General features: G+C 59.2%; 15 protein-coding genes. 9 read left to right on the top strand and 6 right to left on the bottom strand.

What is annotated here, in order from left to right; all coding sequences use genetic code 11:
* The first annotated feature begins 109 nt into the window (after nucleotides 1–109).
* From FHS83_RS15090 to FHS83_RS15075, 4 genes are all read left to right on the top strand, one after another.
* A complete protein-coding gene (locus tag FHS83_RS15090) occupies nucleotides 110–1,300 on the top strand; it encodes a phosphopentomutase (protein WP_167083762.1) in 1,191 nt (396 codons plus the stop codon).
* Complete coding sequence (locus FHS83_RS15085) at nucleotides 1,297–2,748, top strand: AMP nucleosidase (RefSeq protein ID WP_341801558.1); 1,452 nt, start codon at nucleotides 1,297–1,299, stop codon at nucleotides 2,746–2,748. The genes FHS83_RS15090 and FHS83_RS15085 overlap by 4 nt, the downstream gene beginning before the upstream one ends.
* A gap of 21 nt (nucleotides 2,749–2,769) precedes the next feature.
* Entirely contained in the window at nucleotides 2,770–4,905 is a 2,136-nt protein-coding gene (locus FHS83_RS15080; protein ID WP_208414875.1) for a prolyl oligopeptidase family serine peptidase, read from the top strand.
* An 89-nt stretch (nucleotides 4,906–4,994) separates the two neighbouring features.
* Nucleotides 4,995–6,092: a lysozyme inhibitor LprI family protein gene (locus FHS83_RS15075; protein WP_167083761.1), complete on the top strand. Its 1,098-nt coding sequence runs from the start codon at nucleotides 4,995–4,997 to the stop codon at nucleotides 6,090–6,092.
* Here FHS83_RS15075 and FHS83_RS15070 read toward each other — a convergent pair.
* Nucleotides 6,089–6,520, bottom strand: a complete 432-nt coding sequence (locus FHS83_RS15070; protein WP_167083760.1) for a GNAT family N-acetyltransferase — start codon at nucleotides 6,518–6,520, stop codon at nucleotides 6,089–6,091. The two genes, FHS83_RS15075 and FHS83_RS15070, sit on opposite strands and share 4 nt — an antisense overlap.
* 67 nt (nucleotides 6,521–6,587) lie before the next feature.
* Nucleotides 6,588–7,013: an iron response transcriptional regulator IrrA gene (irrA, locus tag FHS83_RS15065; protein WP_167083759.1), complete on the bottom strand. Its 426-nt coding sequence runs from the start codon at nucleotides 7,011–7,013 to the stop codon at nucleotides 6,588–6,590.
* Between the two features lie 438 nt (nucleotides 7,014–7,451).
* Between irrA and FHS83_RS15060 the strand changes: the two genes are divergently transcribed.
* From FHS83_RS15060 to FHS83_RS15050, 3 genes are all read left to right on the top strand, one after another.
* Entirely contained in the window at nucleotides 7,452–7,826 is a 375-nt protein-coding gene (locus FHS83_RS15060) for a hypothetical protein (RefSeq protein ID WP_167083758.1), read from the top strand.
* Between the two features lie 63 nt (nucleotides 7,827–7,889).
* On the top strand, nucleotides 7,890–9,872 hold the full coding sequence (locus FHS83_RS15055; RefSeq protein ID WP_208414873.1) for a TonB-dependent receptor domain-containing protein: 1,983 nt from the start codon (nucleotides 7,890–7,892) through the stop codon (nucleotides 9,870–9,872).
* Between the two features lie 144 nt (nucleotides 9,873–10,016).
* The gene (locus FHS83_RS15050; protein WP_167083757.1) at nucleotides 10,017–10,181 is read left to right on the top strand and encodes a hypothetical protein; all 165 of its coding nucleotides are present in this window, start codon (nucleotides 10,017–10,019) and stop codon (nucleotides 10,179–10,181) included.
* Nucleotides 10,182–10,250: 69 nt separating this feature from the next.
* Here FHS83_RS15050 and FHS83_RS15045 read toward each other — a convergent pair whose 3' ends face one another.
* Nucleotides 10,251–11,297 (bottom strand): hypothetical protein, encoded by a 1,047-nt coding sequence (locus FHS83_RS15045; RefSeq protein ID WP_167083756.1) that lies wholly within the window; start codon nucleotides 11,295–11,297, stop codon nucleotides 10,251–10,253.
* 7 nt (nucleotides 11,298–11,304) lie between these two features.
* Nucleotides 11,305–11,637, bottom strand: coding sequence for a hypothetical protein (locus tag FHS83_RS15040; RefSeq protein WP_167083755.1), 333 nt, complete (start codon nucleotides 11,635–11,637; stop codon nucleotides 11,305–11,307).
* Nucleotides 11,638–12,041: 404 nt separating this feature from the next.
* On the opposite strand from FHS83_RS15040, the gene glgA reads away from it, so the two are divergent.
* Nucleotides 12,042–13,553 (top strand): glycogen synthase GlgA, encoded by a 1,512-nt coding sequence (gene glgA, locus FHS83_RS15035; RefSeq protein ID WP_167083754.1) that lies wholly within the window; start codon nucleotides 12,042–12,044, stop codon nucleotides 13,551–13,553.
* A gap of 7 nt (nucleotides 13,554–13,560) precedes the next feature.
* Nucleotides 13,561–13,824 (top strand): DUF2934 domain-containing protein, encoded by a 264-nt coding sequence (locus FHS83_RS15030; protein ID WP_167083753.1) that lies wholly within the window; start codon nucleotides 13,561–13,563, stop codon nucleotides 13,822–13,824.
* A gap of 68 nt (nucleotides 13,825–13,892) precedes the next feature.
* On the opposite strand, the gene FHS83_RS15025 is transcribed toward FHS83_RS15030, so the two are convergent.
* Together FHS83_RS15025 and FHS83_RS15020 are read right to left on the bottom strand one after the other, a co-directional pair.
* Nucleotides 13,893–14,708: a PEP-CTERM sorting domain-containing protein gene (locus FHS83_RS15025; protein ID WP_208414865.1), complete on the bottom strand. Its 816-nt coding sequence runs from the start codon at nucleotides 14,706–14,708 to the stop codon at nucleotides 13,893–13,895.
* A gap of 214 nt (nucleotides 14,709–14,922) precedes the next feature.
* On the bottom strand, nucleotides 14,923–15,927 hold the full coding sequence (locus tag FHS83_RS15020) for an adenosine deaminase (RefSeq protein WP_167083752.1): 1,005 nt from the start codon (nucleotides 15,925–15,927) through the stop codon (nucleotides 14,923–14,925).
* Nucleotides 15,928–15,941 lie beyond the last annotated feature (14 nt).

The following is a 15,941-nucleotide window of genomic DNA, read 5'->3' as shown; positions in this document are numbered from 1 at the left end:
TAGCTGTTAGCAGCGTGCCGCATGCATGGACAAGGGGCGCGCTTTCTTGAGACAATAGCACGAACAGGTTTCATCCGGCCTTCGGGGGGAGGCCTAGCTCAGGTGCCGCATGCGCGCGATTATTGCCGTCCTCGACTCTTTCGGAATTGGTTCCTTGCCGGACGCTGACCGCTTCGGCGACACCGGCGCCAATACCTATGGCCGGATCGTGGAGGGTCGTGCCGCCTCGCCCGCCGGGCCGCTGCAAATCCCCAACCTTCTTTCGCTGGGACTCGGACGTGCGGCGCATCTGGCGGATGGAAGCGTGGCCGAACTGACCAATGGTCCGGCGACCGGTCTCTATGGCGCCGCGCGCGAGCTTTCCAAAGGCAAGGACACCCCGAGCGGGCATTGGGAAATGATGGGCCTGCCGGTGGAAGAAGATTGGGGCTATTTCCCCCGCACAGTGCCGACCTTCCCTGCCGAGCTGACCGAAGCGGTCATCCGCGAAGGCAAGCTGCCGGGCATTCTGGGTGACTGCCACGCTTCGGGTACCGAGATCATCGAAGAGCTGGGCGAAGAGCATATCCGTACCGGCAAACCGATTTGCTACACCTCCGCAGACTCCGTTTATCAGATCGCGGCGCATGAAACCCATTTCGGCCTCGAGCGGCTGTGGGAGCTTTGCCATACCGTGCGCAAACTGGTGGACCCGTATCGCGTCGGCCGCGTGATCGCGCGCCCCTTTGTCGGCGAAAAGCGCGGCGAATTTCAGCGCACCGGCAATCGCCATGACTATGCCACCCCGCCCTATCGCGACACGCTGCTCGACATCAACAAGGCGCAGGGCAAAGAAGTGATCGGCATCGGCAAGATTCCCGACCTCTTCGCCCATCGCGGCGTGACCCAGGAAATAGCGGCGCATGGCAATGAAGCGGTATTCGACGCCACCATCGCGCATACCAAATCCGCGCCCGAAGGATCGATCATCTTTGCCAATTTCGTCGATTTCGACACGCTGTTCGGCCACCGGCGCAATCTGATGGGCTATGCTGCGGCCCTCGAAGCCTTTGATAAGCGCATTCCCGAATTAAAGACTGCTTTGCGCGAGGATGATCTGGTGATCTTCACCGCCGACCATGGCTGCGATCCAACCTGGCAAGGCTCTGATCACACCCGCGAGCATATTCCGGTGATCGCCTTCGGGCCGAAGATCGGGACCGGCTCGGTCGGCATCCGCACGACTTTCGCCGATATCGGCCAATCCATTGCCAAACATCTGGGCCTTGCGCCCTTATCTGTGGGGACAAGCTTCCTGTGACACCTATTTTATCTGAAGACGTTGCGACCGATCTCGTCACCTGTGCCACGCCCGAAGAAGCCTTCGACCGGCTGGTGATGCTCTATGACCACGCCATTGCGCAGATCGAAACCTCTTTCGCCGCCTTCGCGCGCGATGAAGCCAAGCACGGGCCTGATCCGGTCTATCCTTATCTCTGCGTCGATGTGGAATTCACCGAAGAGCATCGCTCGACGGGCCTCGCCTTCGGCAAGGTGACCGCGCCGGGGCGCTATGGCACCACCATCACCCAGCCGCGCCTGTTCCACAACTATCTCATCGAACAGCTCTCGCTGTTGAAGCTGAAATATAAGACGACGATCTATGTCGGCCAGTCGCGCACCTCTATTCCGCTGACCTTTGCCGTGGCGCGTGCGTCGGCGATTGATGCCGTCAAGCGGCGCAAGCTGATCGAATACTTCGCCCTGCCGCGCCTCGACGCCGCGCATGACCAAATCGCCGACGGCGGCGAATGGCCGGGCCCGGGACCGGCACCCTTGTCGCTCTTCTCAGCCGAGCGCGTGGATTATTCGCTGCATCGCTTGCGCCATTACACCGGCACGGATGCGCGCTATTTCCAGAACTTCGTGCTCTTCACCAATTACCAGCGCTACATCGACGAATTCGCAGTCTATTGCCAAAACGAAGTAGCGGGCGGGCGCGCGCGCGCCTTTGTCGAGCCGGGCAATCGCATCACCGAGCCGGGCAAACCGCCTTCCATTCCCCCGCTCGCCAAGCAGCCGCAAATGCCGGCCTATCATTTGGTCAAGCCAAACTCGATGGGCATTACCCTGGTCAATATTGGTGTCGGCCCGTCGAATGCGAAAACCATCACCGATCATATCGCGGTACTGCGTCCGCATGTCTGGCTGATGGTCGGCCATTGCGGCGGCTTGCGCGCCAACCAGCGCCTCGGCGATTATGTGCTCGCTCATGCGTACTTGCGTGACGATCAGGTGCTGGACGAGATGCTGCCGCGCGAGATTCCGATTCCCGCCATTGCCGAAGTGCAAGTCGCCATGACCCAGGCGGTGAGCGAGGTTACCGGCGGTACGGGGCAAGTGCTGAAAGAGCGCCTGCGTACCGGTACGGTGGTGACGACCTCTGACCGTAACTGGGAGCTTCGCTTTGCCGAGCTGTCGCGCCTCTTCAACCAGTCGCGCGCTATCGGCATCGATATGGAAAGCGCCACCATCGCGGCGAACGGCTATCGCTTCCGCGTGCCATATGGAACGCTGCTCTGCGTCTCCGACCGCCCCTTACATGGCGAAATCAAGCTGCCGGGCATGGCAGATGCTTTCTATGAAGAGCGCGTCAGCCAGCATCTGCAGATCGGTATCCGGGCGCTGGAATTACTGCGCGAGGAAGCCCAGAACGGCACGCTCCATTCGCGCAAGCTGAGAAGCTTCAACGAACCGGCATTCCGCTAAAACTGTATTGAGGGGCTGAATATGAGCATGAACCGCCGCCAATGGCTGGGCGTGATGGGTGTTGCAATGGGATCATCTTTCTTGCCTGCGCTCGGCGCAGAACTAAAACCGCCGGTCGCAAAAGTGCTGCCGGTGAAGGACACCTATTTCGGCGAGACCCTCACCGATCCCTATCGCTGGATGGAGAACGATAAAGACCCCGACTGGCTGCCGTTCTTGAAAGGCCAGAACGCCTATACGCGCTCGATCCTCGATCATCTGCCCGGCCGCGACGCGCTGTTAAAGCGGATTGTCGAGCTTTCCGGCGACAGCGTGCAAACCGCCGATCTACAGCGCGCGGGCGGCAAGCTGTTCTTCGAGCAGCGCGTGAAGGGCGCGGATAATTTCAAGCTGTTCCTGCGCGAAAATGGCAAAGATCGCGTGCTGATCGATCCCACCGCGATCCATGAGGTGGGCGTCGGGCATTTCTCGCTCGATTGGTGGACCGCATCGCCCAATGGCAAATACATCGCCTATGGCATTTCCAAGGATGGCAGCGAAGATTCCGTGCTGCATATCCTGGACGTCGATACGGGCAAGGAGCTTTCCGAGACCATCGCCAATACCGAAGGCGCCAATCCGCAATGGCTGGAGGACAGTTCGGGCTTCTTCTACAACCAGCTCACCGGCAAGGTGGCGACGCCGGAACGCTATCTCGACAGCCAGGCGCGCTTCCACAAGCTTGGCAGCGATCCCGCCTCTGATCCCATCCTGATGAAGCGTGGGCTGGACCCCAAAGTCGTATTCGAGAACATCCAGGCGCCAACGATCGCGACGGCGCATGGCTCCAAATATGCGCTGCTGTTCCTCAGCGATGTCCGCCCGGAAGCTCGCCTGTTTATCGCCCCGCTCGCCGATGTGCTGGCGGGCAAGGCCAAATGGGTACAGGTGGCCGATTTCGAAGACGTGATCACCGGCGTCGATCTTCACGGCGACACGCTGTATCTCATCTCCAGCAAGGATGCGCCGCGCGGCAAGCTGATCAAGCTCTCTGCCAGCGCGCCTTCGCTCGCCAAAGCGGTGGAAGTCGTGCCGCAGCAATCGACGGTGCTGCTCGACATCGCGCGCGCCAAGGATGGCCTTTATCTGCGTATCCTCGATGGCGGTATCTATCATCTGGCGCGGCTGGACGATGCGGGCAAGGTCACGCCGATTGCCCTGCCCTTTGATGGCACGGTTGGCCATCCCTGGGCCGATCCGACAGAGGACGGCATCTATTTCAACCTCTCAGGCTGGCTGAACCCGACCGGCGTCTGGCGTGTGGATGCCAAGACCGCCGCCGCCGATACCGGCCTCAACCCGCCGCAGAATATCGATGTCAGCGGCTATGAGACCAAGCACGCTTTCGCCACGGCCAAAGACGGCACCAAGATTCCCTATCACCTCATCTATCGCAAAGGCCTGAAGCTGGACGGCAGCCATCCGCTCTTCATCCAGGCCTATGGCTCTTATGGTTCGGCGGCCTATACGCCGAACTTCGCAGGGCGCCTGCTGGCGTTGATCGATCAAGGCGCGGTGGTGGGTTTTGCAGGCGTGCGCGGCGGCGGCGAATATGGCCGCGAATGGCACAAGGCCGGTCAGCTCGAGAACAAGCCCAATACCTGGCGCGATTTGATCGCGGTATGTGAAGAGCTGATCGCGCTGAAATATACCGCCAAAGAGCATCTCGCCATTGGCGGACGCTCGGCAGGTGGCATCACGGTTGGCCGCGCCATGACGGAACGGCCCGATCTTTTCGCAGCTGTGGTCGGCGGCGTCGGCTGGTTCAACCCCTTGCGCTATGTCGCCGAGCAGAACGGCTATGGCGAGGAACCCGAATGGGGCGCCATCCGCGAGGAGAAGGGCTATCGCGCGCTGAAGAGCATCGACAGCTATCACGCGGTGAAGGACGGCACCAAATACCCCGCCGCGCTTTTGACCACGGGCGTGAGTGATCCGCGCGTGGCACCGTTCCATGTCGGCAAAATGGCGGCGCGGCTGCAAGCGGCGACAGCCTCCGGCAAACCGATCCTGCTGCGTGTCGATTTCGATGCCGGGCACGGCATCGGCTCCACCCGCAGCCAAGCCGATCAGGAAGCCGCTGACACCTATGCCTTCCTGTTGTGGCAGACCAAGTAACCGGGCTGCGACACGGAGATTGACAAAGCTTAAGCGCCGGGACGCGGGACGCATGCTAAGATGCGTTCCGTGCTTCGGGGGCCGGTGTGATGCGGCATAGTCTATGGGCGAGCATGCTCTTCTGCGGGGTAGCGCTGGCAGGCGTCGAACAAAATGTCGATGTTCTCAAAACCATCGGCCATGATCTGCACAACAGCGCCGACCTCACCGCAAAAAAACCAGCCCCCGGCGAGAGCGATGACGACCGGTTGAACGAGGCGCTCTATGCGGGCGATTTCGCCAAGGCCAAAGCGATCCTCTCCGCGATGCTGGCGGGCGGAGGCAAAAAGCCCTTCTTTGCGGACGAGACTATGGCCACCATCGATCGCTGTATCGCGGCCGGCAAGACCTTAGTTGTTCCCGCTGAACTCAAAGCTATCGCTGCCGATCCGCGCAACTCCAAAAATTTCTCAGCCGATGACACAGTGACGGCTGCGGTGGCGCTCGCCAATGGCTGGGGCGTTGCCAAAGACCGTAAGCGCGCCACAGCGCTTATCTGTCATTCCCAGGAACTCACCATCGCCGAGTTTGAGGGCATGACGAAATTCCTTACGGAAAAAACGAGCGGGAATTTCCTCTTCTGCGACCATGTCACCAGCGGCCTGCATGCCGGAGCGTGCGAAGGCTTCACGCAAGACAACCTCAAAGCGGAGCGTGACCGCAAGCTAGCCCAGCTGACAGACACCTACACATCGGAGCAAAAGTCAGCGTTTGCGGCATTGCGGAAAGCAGCACAGAGCTATTTCGAGGCCCATGCCGGCGATGAGCAGGATATGTCCGGCACTTTGCGCGGCGCCTTCTATACGGGGGAATTGGGCGCGATGGATGAAGCTCTTTCCAACTATGTAAATAAGTTCGAAAATCACCAGCTTCCGCCTGCGGATGATTTCGCCGCCGCAGATGCGAAGCTCAATGCCCTTTATCGCAAGGTGATGAAAGAGACCGATTGGAGCGATCAAGGTTCGGTGACGGCAGACGGCGTGCGCGGAGTGCAGCGGCGCTGGATCAAATACCGCGATGCCTGGGCGGTGTTCGGGCCTTTACGCTATCCAGGAACCACGGCGGATCAGTGGAAAGCCTGGGCCACACGTCAGCGCGTCAAACAGCTTGAAGCGGGATTTGCGCCCTTTGGCGCCGAAAACCGTTAAAGCACGCGCGTGAACATATAGGCGCGCTGTTTGAAGCCTTTGGATTCGTAAAAGCCGTGCGCTTCCTCGCGATGGAAGGCGCTGTCGAGTTCCAGGCGCACGCAGCCCGCCTGCTCGGCGATGCCAACAAGATGCTCGACCAGTGCGGTGCCGATGCCCTGCCCGCGCGAATTCTCCGTCACAATCAGCTCATCCACGTGGCCGAGGAAACCTTCAGCCCAAAGGTTGTTCTTGATGCTCATGGAAGCAAAGCCAACCAAGTCACCGCCGTCAATGGCGCAAATCAAATGCTGGCTGGAGTTGGTGAGGGCGCGATCCCACACCGTCTTAAGGCGCTTTTGGTCCAGCGATTTGGTGGGCCAAAGCTGCCTTAATAGCGTGACGACGCGCTCAAAATCGGCCGCCGAGCATTTACGTATCTGGCACATACCTGTTTTGTACCATAACGGATTTCAATGAGCGGTTAAACGCAGACCGGCTGTTCCGGTCAATCCCTTAACGCCTGTGAAAGGGCTCGTCCTTGCGCAAACGCACGACAACATCCACACGGCTGACCCGGCGCCCTTCCGGGGGCGGCGGCATATCGCGATAGCCCGTCTCTAATTCCGTGACGCCGACGAGACGGCGTTCTTCCTCGAAAAAGAAATACTGGTGGTTGTCGATGTTGGTATCGAAATAGCGCTTGGAGTCGATCGAAATCTCCCGCACCAAACCAGCGCCGCAGAAGCTGTGCAGCGTGCCATAAACAGTTGCCAGCGAGACCCGGATGCCGGCCTTCACAGCGAGCGCATGTAAGCCTTCGGCTGTGAGCGCTTCACTCGTCTCGGCGAAAAGGATTTCAGCCAGCTCGCGGCGCTGACGCGTCGGACGCAATCCCGCCTTGCGCAACCGCGCGATCGCCGCATCGTCAAACCCAGTCATCAACATGCCCCCGCGTCGTTCCATGCGCCAATCGATTGTAAAATCCCGGCCAACACCCCGAAATTGGGGTTCTAGATGCAACTTACTATTAGATGATAGAGTGACACCGCGCGTCAGGCGCACGTAGTTAGGGTTTTCCCTTACGTCTTGGGAATACTCCTCCACCCACATTTCCCGTTCTATTAGAAATGGCTCAGGAGTCTTTGCAACGGCAATTGCCGTCGCGGAATGTTGCACTTGGCCGTGCCAAACTCCCCCAAACCGGGCAGCCCTCACATCCAAAGCTGAAAAGAGATCCTCTGCACGCCTGATTTGCATATAGCGGCGGGAATACGGCACCCTCACAGCAACCGCGTGGCGCTGCTAACGAACTTGCAAAATTACAGCTTTGGTAAGTTGCGTGAAGCGTGTGGTGCAGCGTAGAACGGAATCATGCGGGTGGTTACGACACATACAAAAGCTGGAAAGCTGAGCGCGTTGCGCGCAGCAATCAGCCTTGTCGTACTCCTGTTTTTCAGCGTGCAAGCCTTCCTGGTGCAGACCCATTTGCATGATCTGCCCAAGCTTCTCGCCGCTTCCAGCGTCACCACCAGCATTTCCGCACCATCAAGCAGCAAAGCGCCGCTGAGCACCGATCAATGCTTGCTCTGCCAGGAATACCTGCATGGCGGCGTTTATCTTCTGCCGGCCAAGATCGTCACCGTGCCGCCCACCATGGCGGTGTCTCTGGTGCCATTCATCCTGGCCCCATTCCATCTCGCACGCGCGACCTCACATAGCTGGAACGGCCGCGCACCTCCACACCACGCCTGAAGTGAAACCCTGACACGCGGGCTTTTTGAGCCCCATGCATTCCTTCTGACGTGGAGATTATCCGTGTTCCGTAAGTATCTGATGCTGTCCGCAGCCGCGGCAGCCTGCACCTGCCCGTCCTTTGCGCAGCAGGTTTATAGCCCCGATCGCGCGAGCGGCGTTGAAACCGTCGTGGTGACCGCCTCTCCGATCGCCAAAGGCCTTGATGCCAGCGCCTCGATCACTACCCAGGTCGATCGCAGCACCATTCTGGACGCTGCGGGCGGCAATATCGCCGATGCGCTCGCCAATGTGCCGGGTGTGAGCGGCTCCGGCTTCGCCGCCGGTGCCTCCCGCCCAATCATCCGCGGCATGGACGCCTCCCGCGTCAAGCTGGTGGAAGACGGGCTTTCCAGCTCGGACGTATCCGATATCGGCCCCGACCATGGCGTACCGCTGGATCCATTATCGACGCAACAAATCGAAGTGGTGCGCGGCGCGGCGACGCTTCGCTATGGCAGCCAGGCGCTGGGCGGCGTGATCAACGCCATCAACAACCGCGTGCCGACCGCCCTGCCGGAAAAGACCATGTCGACCGAGGTGTCAGGCACCTATGGCTCTTCGGCCAATACCGGCGAAGGCTCGGTGATGACCGATATCGCGGCGGGCAATTTTGCCATTCACGCGGACGGCTTTTACCGGACTGCTGGCAATTACGACACGCCGAACGGCACCCAAGCCAACAGCTTCTTTGTCGGTAATGGGTTCTCCGCGGGTTCGACCTATTTCTTTGGCAACAACAGCCACACTGGCGCTGCGGTCATTCAATATGACGGCAAATACGGCATCCCGAGCGATACCACCTATATCCTGATGCGGCAGACCAAGTTCCTGTCGCGTTCGTCCTTCGATGTCGGGGCTGGCCCGTTCGGTGCGCTCAATGTCGATGCGAGCTATGCCAATTACAGCCACGAGGAAAAGAACCCCGACGGCTCGGTCAACACCACCTTCAAGAACAAGGAGCTGGATGCCCATATCGAGCAGTTGATCGGCGCTATCGGTCCGATCTCCAATGCGGCGGTCGGTCTGCAGGTGCAGAATCGCGGCTTCTCTGCCATCGGTCAGGACAGCTCCTATCTTTTCCCGACACAGACCAACTCAGTCGCGGGCTACATCTTCGCCGACAGCGATCTGAGCAAAACCCTGCATCTTGAAACCAGCGCGCGCATCGAGAATGTCCGCATCACCGGCACACCCGCGAGCGATGTGCGCACGACGCGCGATTACACACCCGTCAGCGGCGCCATCGGGCTTCTCTACGACGCCAGCGATTTCCTCAAGCTGGGTCTTACTGCCTCCTCCGCGGGACGCGCCCCGGCCCAAACAGAACTCTTCGCGCGTGGCGGCCATGACGGCCCTCAAACCTATGAAACCGGCGATCCCACGCTGAAGATCGAACGCTCCAATTCGCTGGAAGGCACCGCCCGACTGCGCCTCGGCAAGTTCAACGCTGACTTCAGCGCCTGGAGTTCCTGGTTCGATAATTACATCTATGGCGCGTTGAACGGCCAATCCTGCAGCGACGATGGCGTCTGCTCGGTGGGCGGCGGCGATCTGCGCGAGCTCTTCTATCGCCAGCAAGGCGCGCATTTCTGGGGCTTGGAAGGCAAGGGATCGCTGACCTTGTACGAGTACGGCTCTGGTGGCCTGGTCGGCACGCTTCAGGGTGATTTCGTCCGCGCGACCCTTAATGACGGCAGCAATGTTCCACGCATTCCCGCGATGCGGATCGGCTGGGGTCTTGCCTGGGAAAGCGATCAATTCGACCTCGGCGTAAATGCCACCGCGGCCGGCAAGCAGACCGATGCGGGCGCCTTCGATACCGCCACCGGCGGCTATACCGAGCTGAACGCCAAGCTCGCTTGGCGCCCGATGGACGGCTATCAGATCGAACTCATCGGCCATAATCTCACCAATGCAGAGGAACGCAACGCCGCCGCGTTCAACAAGGATCTGGTGGTGGCGCCGGGCCGCGATATCCGCGTGGTGCTGACCGCGAAATTATAAGTTCTGCGACAGTTCTTTCGGGAAGGCGGCTCTCGGGCCGCCTTTCTTTTTTACCACAACCCGCATTCGCGGCCCTCGCGACAATCCTTTCGCTGGCACGAGCGCGAAAGCTGAGGTTAGGATAGTTCCAAAGGGTGGGGTTCCATGGAACGGTACAAAGTCGTCAATAGCGGGTCAGGCGGCCTGGTGTGGTTCGCGGGCTGGCTTTTCACCATCGGCTATATGAAGCTGAGCGTCTGGCCAGCCATCATCGCGCTGTTCATCTGGCCCTATCACCTGGGCGTGATCGCGGCCGCTTTACACCATTGAATTTCTAGACACCGTCACAAAAAAAGAGCCGGGACATTGCCCGGCTCTTGGCTTGGCATGGCGGCGCGATCAAACCGCCAGCCTTTCCTCTTCTTTTGCTGCCGACGGCAGCAGATTTTCATGCAGCGCTGGCGCGGCTTCCGGCGAAGCTTCGGCGTCATTCGCCACAACCGTATCCGAAACGATCACCTCTTCCGGCATGTCCTTGCCTTCCGCAGGTTCGCTGTGCATCAGGCGATAATTGCGCACGAGCAGGGATTCATGCTCGGGCTCGGTGATTTCCGGCGCAACCTCGCTGGAAGTTTCGGTAGGCGTTTCACTGGCAGGCTCTGGAGCGAGCGTTGAGTACGGCCCTTCGGCGACAAAGTCGCTCGCCTCTTCTTGGCAAGCCGCCGGGACGGTTTCCTCGGGCGCAACCTCGACCGGCACGCTTTCAACGGGCACGATCTCGGTGGACGCCGCGCTGATCTCAGCCTCGGCCTGACCGCTTTGCCCAACAGAGGCATTCACCACCTCCGTTGCTTGTGTGACGGGCTCCGTCACCGTCTCTTCCACCGGCGCCTCTGCATCTGACGCGGTGACAGTAGAGACATAATTCTGCGCCACATCAGTGGCGGCATAGACTTCCGCCGCATGCACAAGAGACTCGCGGCCTCTGCCCATCAACTCGAACAGCACCTGTGTGAACAATGCGCCCCAGACGCCAAGGCTGAACTTGACGTATTCGCGTGTGGCGTTGTGCAGAATGAGATCCATTTGGATGACAAATGAACGCTCATCCAACGGGAACACCCGCATGAACCGCAGCCGCTGGTTACAGAAATTGAAATAGTCCCGCGGCAAACGGATATCGAGTTCGGCCGCCGGAACGATGGTGCCAATCGCGATGTTGGAGAAGCTGGGCTCGGTAGGTGATTTAAACATCACCACCGAAAACGGCAGCCCGCCCGGAAGCTGTTCCCCAGTCTGTGCGTTGACGACGCGCAACGCCGCGTGGATGGCGGGCTTGCCGTCGGAGACCGTCGTCTCTTGCACCAGAATGTTGCCAGTCTCGCGCATCAGCGCCACGAGATCAGCCGGGGTCATATAGCCAATGACCTTATTGTCTTTCGCCATGACGCCCTCACCGCTTCCATTCGAGCGCGGCATCGGCCGCAACCCGCAAGGTTTCGACAGCATCGGACGAACTTGGCACGGTGCGACGGAAGACGGCGGTCGCATCGGCATTACAGATCAGCGTCGCGGCCCCGAACATGTCGCGCTCCAGGAGGGCGCGTTTCTTGGCAAGAGCCAAGCGCTCCCGTGCAGCTTTTTCCACCACCGAGCTGCGCATATCCGGAAATAAATGCAGATACCAAGGACCACTGCCATTGGCGGCGCGTTCCTCACGAAAAAGTTTTTTGGCGATCTCCTTATCGAGACGCGCGATCTCTTTGTGGTACTCCGCGTACCGCATATCCCCACCCCCATTGTTCAGCAGCCGCCCCGAAAGGCCGACCGCCCCGCCCGTCATTTTTAGCAAATTTCCAGGGGTTTGGGGACGAAATATACGCGACAGTCACATCTTCCCGGCCTAACAGCAGCGCAGCTTTTGCGTGTATCCGCAGGGCGCGGACAAATTTGTGACGATCAGAGGGAACTCCGCCAACCTGACGGCGTTGGATCAAGTGGGCCAGCTGCCGTTGCGGTTTGGCCCATCACACCCCACATAATGCCTCTCGGCATCTTAAGTCTAGGAACGCAAACGGTGCCCACGATAGTGCCAGCTATATCGTGTCTTCTCCTTCGGGTACCGCGCCCGCGTTTCCGCCACCGCTCCGGCATGAGAGCGCTATCTTCGACCACAAAGTGAGGCGGGGCATGCGCATACTTTTCGCAACTTCAGAAGCTTATCCTCTCGCAAAGACGGGAGGTCTCGCGGATGTTTCCCGTGCTCTACCTGCCGCGCTGCAGCGGCTCGGAGCCGACATCCGCCTGATCATGCCCGCTTATCCCCGCGCCGTAGGCCAATTGCGAGAGCCGCGCGTGGTGGCGAAACTCGAGCCCGTTATGGGCGTGAGCGATGGAATTGTGCTCGCCGGGCTTTTTCCCGATTGCGATTTGCCGGTCTATCTCGTTTCCAGCGCCAGCTTGTTCGGGCGCGCGGGCGGATTATATCAAGACGATAATGGTCAGGACTGGCCCGATAACGCACATCGCTTTGCGTTTCTTTCGCAAGTCGCTAGCGATATCGCACTAGGCCATTGCGATCTGGGTTGGCAGCCGGATGTCGTTCACGCCAATGACTGGCACACCGGGCTTTTGCCGTTGTTTCTCGCGCATGAGCTTGGTTGCCGTCCCAAAAGCGTTTTCACCACCCACAATATGGCGTTTCAGGGTGCCTTTGCGCCCCATGAAGTACCGCCCCTGCCGCTGCAATCGGGCGACGATCTCGAATTCTACGGTCGCCTCTCCTATCTGAAAGCTGGCCTCGCCTATGGCGATCGCGTGACCACTGTCAGCCCAACCTATGCCCAGGAAATTCTGACCCCGGAATTCGGCTGCGGCCTGGATGGTGTCTTGCGCGCGCGGCAGGAGGTTTTCAGCGGCATTCTTAATGGCATCGATGAGGACATCTGGAATCCTGTTACCGATCCCTTTTTGGCCGCTAATTACCGCGCCAGCGATATGCTTGGTAAAAGAGCCTGCAAGGTAGCGCTACAACACGAGCTTAACCTCGATGCTGATCCAGAAACGCCGCTGCTCGGCTTTGTAAGCCGCCTCACTGAACAAAAAATGGCCGACACGCTGATCGAGGCCCTGCCCTTTATTGTCGGCCAAAACGCTCAGCTTGTCATTGTGGGCGAAGGCGATCGAAGTATCGAGGCTAAACTGAAAGATGCACAAACAGCCTATCCCGCAAAGATTTCTGTAACCATAGGCTATGACGAGGCCTTAGCGCACAAACTGCAAGCAGGGGCGGACATTTTGTTAGCGCCCGCACGTTTTGAACCTTGCGGCCTCACCCAATTGTATGCGCTGCGCTATGGCACGCTGCCTGTTGTGCGGCGTACCGGCGGCCTTGCCGATACCGTTGTAGATGCAAACAATCAATCAATTTTAGACCGTTCGGCGAGCGGATTTGTCTTTGATGATCCGTCTGCTGATAGTATGGTGTCTGCCTTGACGCGCGCATTGGCGCTTTATCACGATCCATTGCACTGGCGCCGATTGCAGCTTCAAGCCATGACCCGCTCTTTCGGCTGGGATAGAAGTGCGCGGGCTTATATGGCGCTTTACCAAGAGTTGCTGGGCTTGCCTCAGCAGGACGACGTGAAGCGAGAACATCAAGGGGGAAGGACGGAGAACGCAGCCCGGCGAGCAGCCGGATAGGAGAGGTATGATGGGACTCGAGCAGCTAATACCCGAAGAACAGGTGCGCGCACGCAGCTATATGATCTGGGAAAATGAAGGCCGCCCCGATGGCCGCTCCGAGGAGTTCTGGCTTCGCGCCGCGGCGGAGCTGGAACGTGAGCTGGAAAAATCCTGGCTGGTCGCTCTGGAAGAGCGCGAAAATCTCGAGCTCTGCATGCCCAAGCTTCCGATTTCAAAACCCTTGCAGCGCCATGAAGCGGGCCGCGTGGCCATGCCTGAAGCGGCCTGACATTTTCCCGACCCAAAGAAAAAGAGCTGTGCGCCCGACCGCACAGCTCTTTTGTTTTGCCGCGCGGCTTAAGCCTGTTTGCGGCGGCGGCGCAAAAGCCCGAGGCCGGCGAAAGCCGCGCCCATAAGTGCGAGGGTGGCAGGTTCCGGCACGCCCGGATTGTTCGGCGGCACCACGACTGAGCCGAAGCCATCAAGATAGACATAGCCCCAATGCGCCGTGGGTTCACAGTCTGATCCCAACACCGACAACATGAAGTCATGGCCAGAGAGTGAGGCGTCGATGTTGAGGGATTCGATCTGCCAATCGGCGGTATAAAAATTGCCTGTCGGATTGTCATAAGTGAAGCGCGGATCCACCCCGCCGCCGCCCGCAGCAGCGTTATACTCGCGATGGATCAATTCGGTTCCACTCGTCAAATCCTTGAGCGAAATCACCATGGTGGCAGCTTCAGTCGCGTCGTGCGCGCCGAGCAATACCGATTTCCATTCGAAATAGATGGTCGGATCCGTGTAGTTGGTCACGGTCTGGCTGATCACCGAGGCATAGCCACCCGCGACCGTATCTTCGACACGCCAGGCATATTTGCCGGAATAGACCAGCGAACCTATCTTGCTGCCAAGATTGGGATCAACACTGCTGGTCGACACAATAGCCGAATGGCTAGATGCAACGCTGGGATCGTAATAGGTGCCGCCCGGCATGAAGTCGGCAGGGTTCGGCGGATTGTAGACCGGGGCGCGATAGCCGCCACCGATGGTCCAACCGCTCGCATCTCCAGCCTCAAAACCGCCATTCACAAAAGCAGACGCGCTCGCCCCTTGCGCCACAAGGACAAGCGCGCCCAACGCTACCGCGCCCTGCCAAACTGATTTGAGTGTCATCGTTGCCTCCAAAAGCGGATGCCGCGTTCTGCAGTCATCCCGGCCCGGATCGTTGCCCAAATGCTGATCCGGAGCTGGAAGCGATTTAGCAACGCCCGTGCCAGAAAGGCGCGCTAGACATTTAGCAACACCATCAGTCGCTTGGCGGTAGCGTCACATTCACCCTATGGGGTTTTGTAATGATTACATACAATAAAGCTGGCGACGAGAAAAATTACACCGCCATGTCATCAATGCGAGAAAGCCAGGATTGTTTCTCTGCCTCGCTCAGAAAAGAACCGGAAAAGCTGTTCTTAGCGAGGGTGATAAGCTCGGCCTTCGAGAGGTTCAGCGCTTCCGTGACGGCCGCGAAATTTTCCCCGACATAACCGCCGAAAAACGCCGGATCGTCCGAATTGATCGTGGGCTTCAGGCCCAAATCCAGCATCTTCTTCAAGGGATGCTGTTTCAGGTCGTTCACCACGCAAAGCTTCAAATTGGAAAGCGGGCAGACGGTGAGCGTCATGCCGTCTTTGACCAAGCGCTCCACCAGCTTCGGATCTTCCAGCGAGCGGTTGCCGTGATCGATGCGGTCGACCTTCAAAATATCAAGCGCCTCCCAGACATATGCCGGCGGCCCCTCCTCGCCCGCATGGGCCACGAGTTTCAGCCCTGCCTCGCGCGCCGCAGCAAAGACCCGGGCGAATTTGGAGGGCGGATGACCTTTCTCGGAGGAATCCAAGCCGACGCCGACGAACCAATCGAGATACGGCTCGGCCTGCTCAAAGGTCTTGAAGGCGTCTTCCTCGGAAAGATGGCGCAGGAAGGACAGGATCAGCTTGGAGCTGATGCCGAAATCCTTCTGGCCGTCGCTCAGCGCCTTGGTGATGCCGATCATCACCGTGGAGAACGCTACCCCCCGCTCGGTGTGGGTCTGAGGATCGAAGAAGACCTCCACATGGCGAACGTTATCGGCGGCGATGCGCTTCAGATAGGCGTAGGTGAGATCGTAGAAATCCTGCTCTGCCAGCAGCACCGAGGCGCCCGCGTAATAGATGTCGAGGAAATCCTGCAAATTGGAAAAGCGATAGGCGGCGCGGACGTCCTCGGCGGAGGCGTAAGGGATTTCGACCTTATTGCGCTTGGCAATGGCGAACATCAACTCCGGCTCGAAACTGCCTTCCAGGTGAAGGTGCAGTTCAGCTTTCGGCAGCGCTTGGGCGAATGTTTTGAGGTCCATGAGGAAGAATTGCA

This window comes from Rhizomicrobium palustre, from assembly GCF_011761565.1.
GTDB lineage: Bacteria > Pseudomonadota > Alphaproteobacteria > Micropepsales > Micropepsaceae > Rhizomicrobium > Rhizomicrobium palustre.
This window is presented reverse-complemented; position numbering and strand designations above follow the sequence as displayed.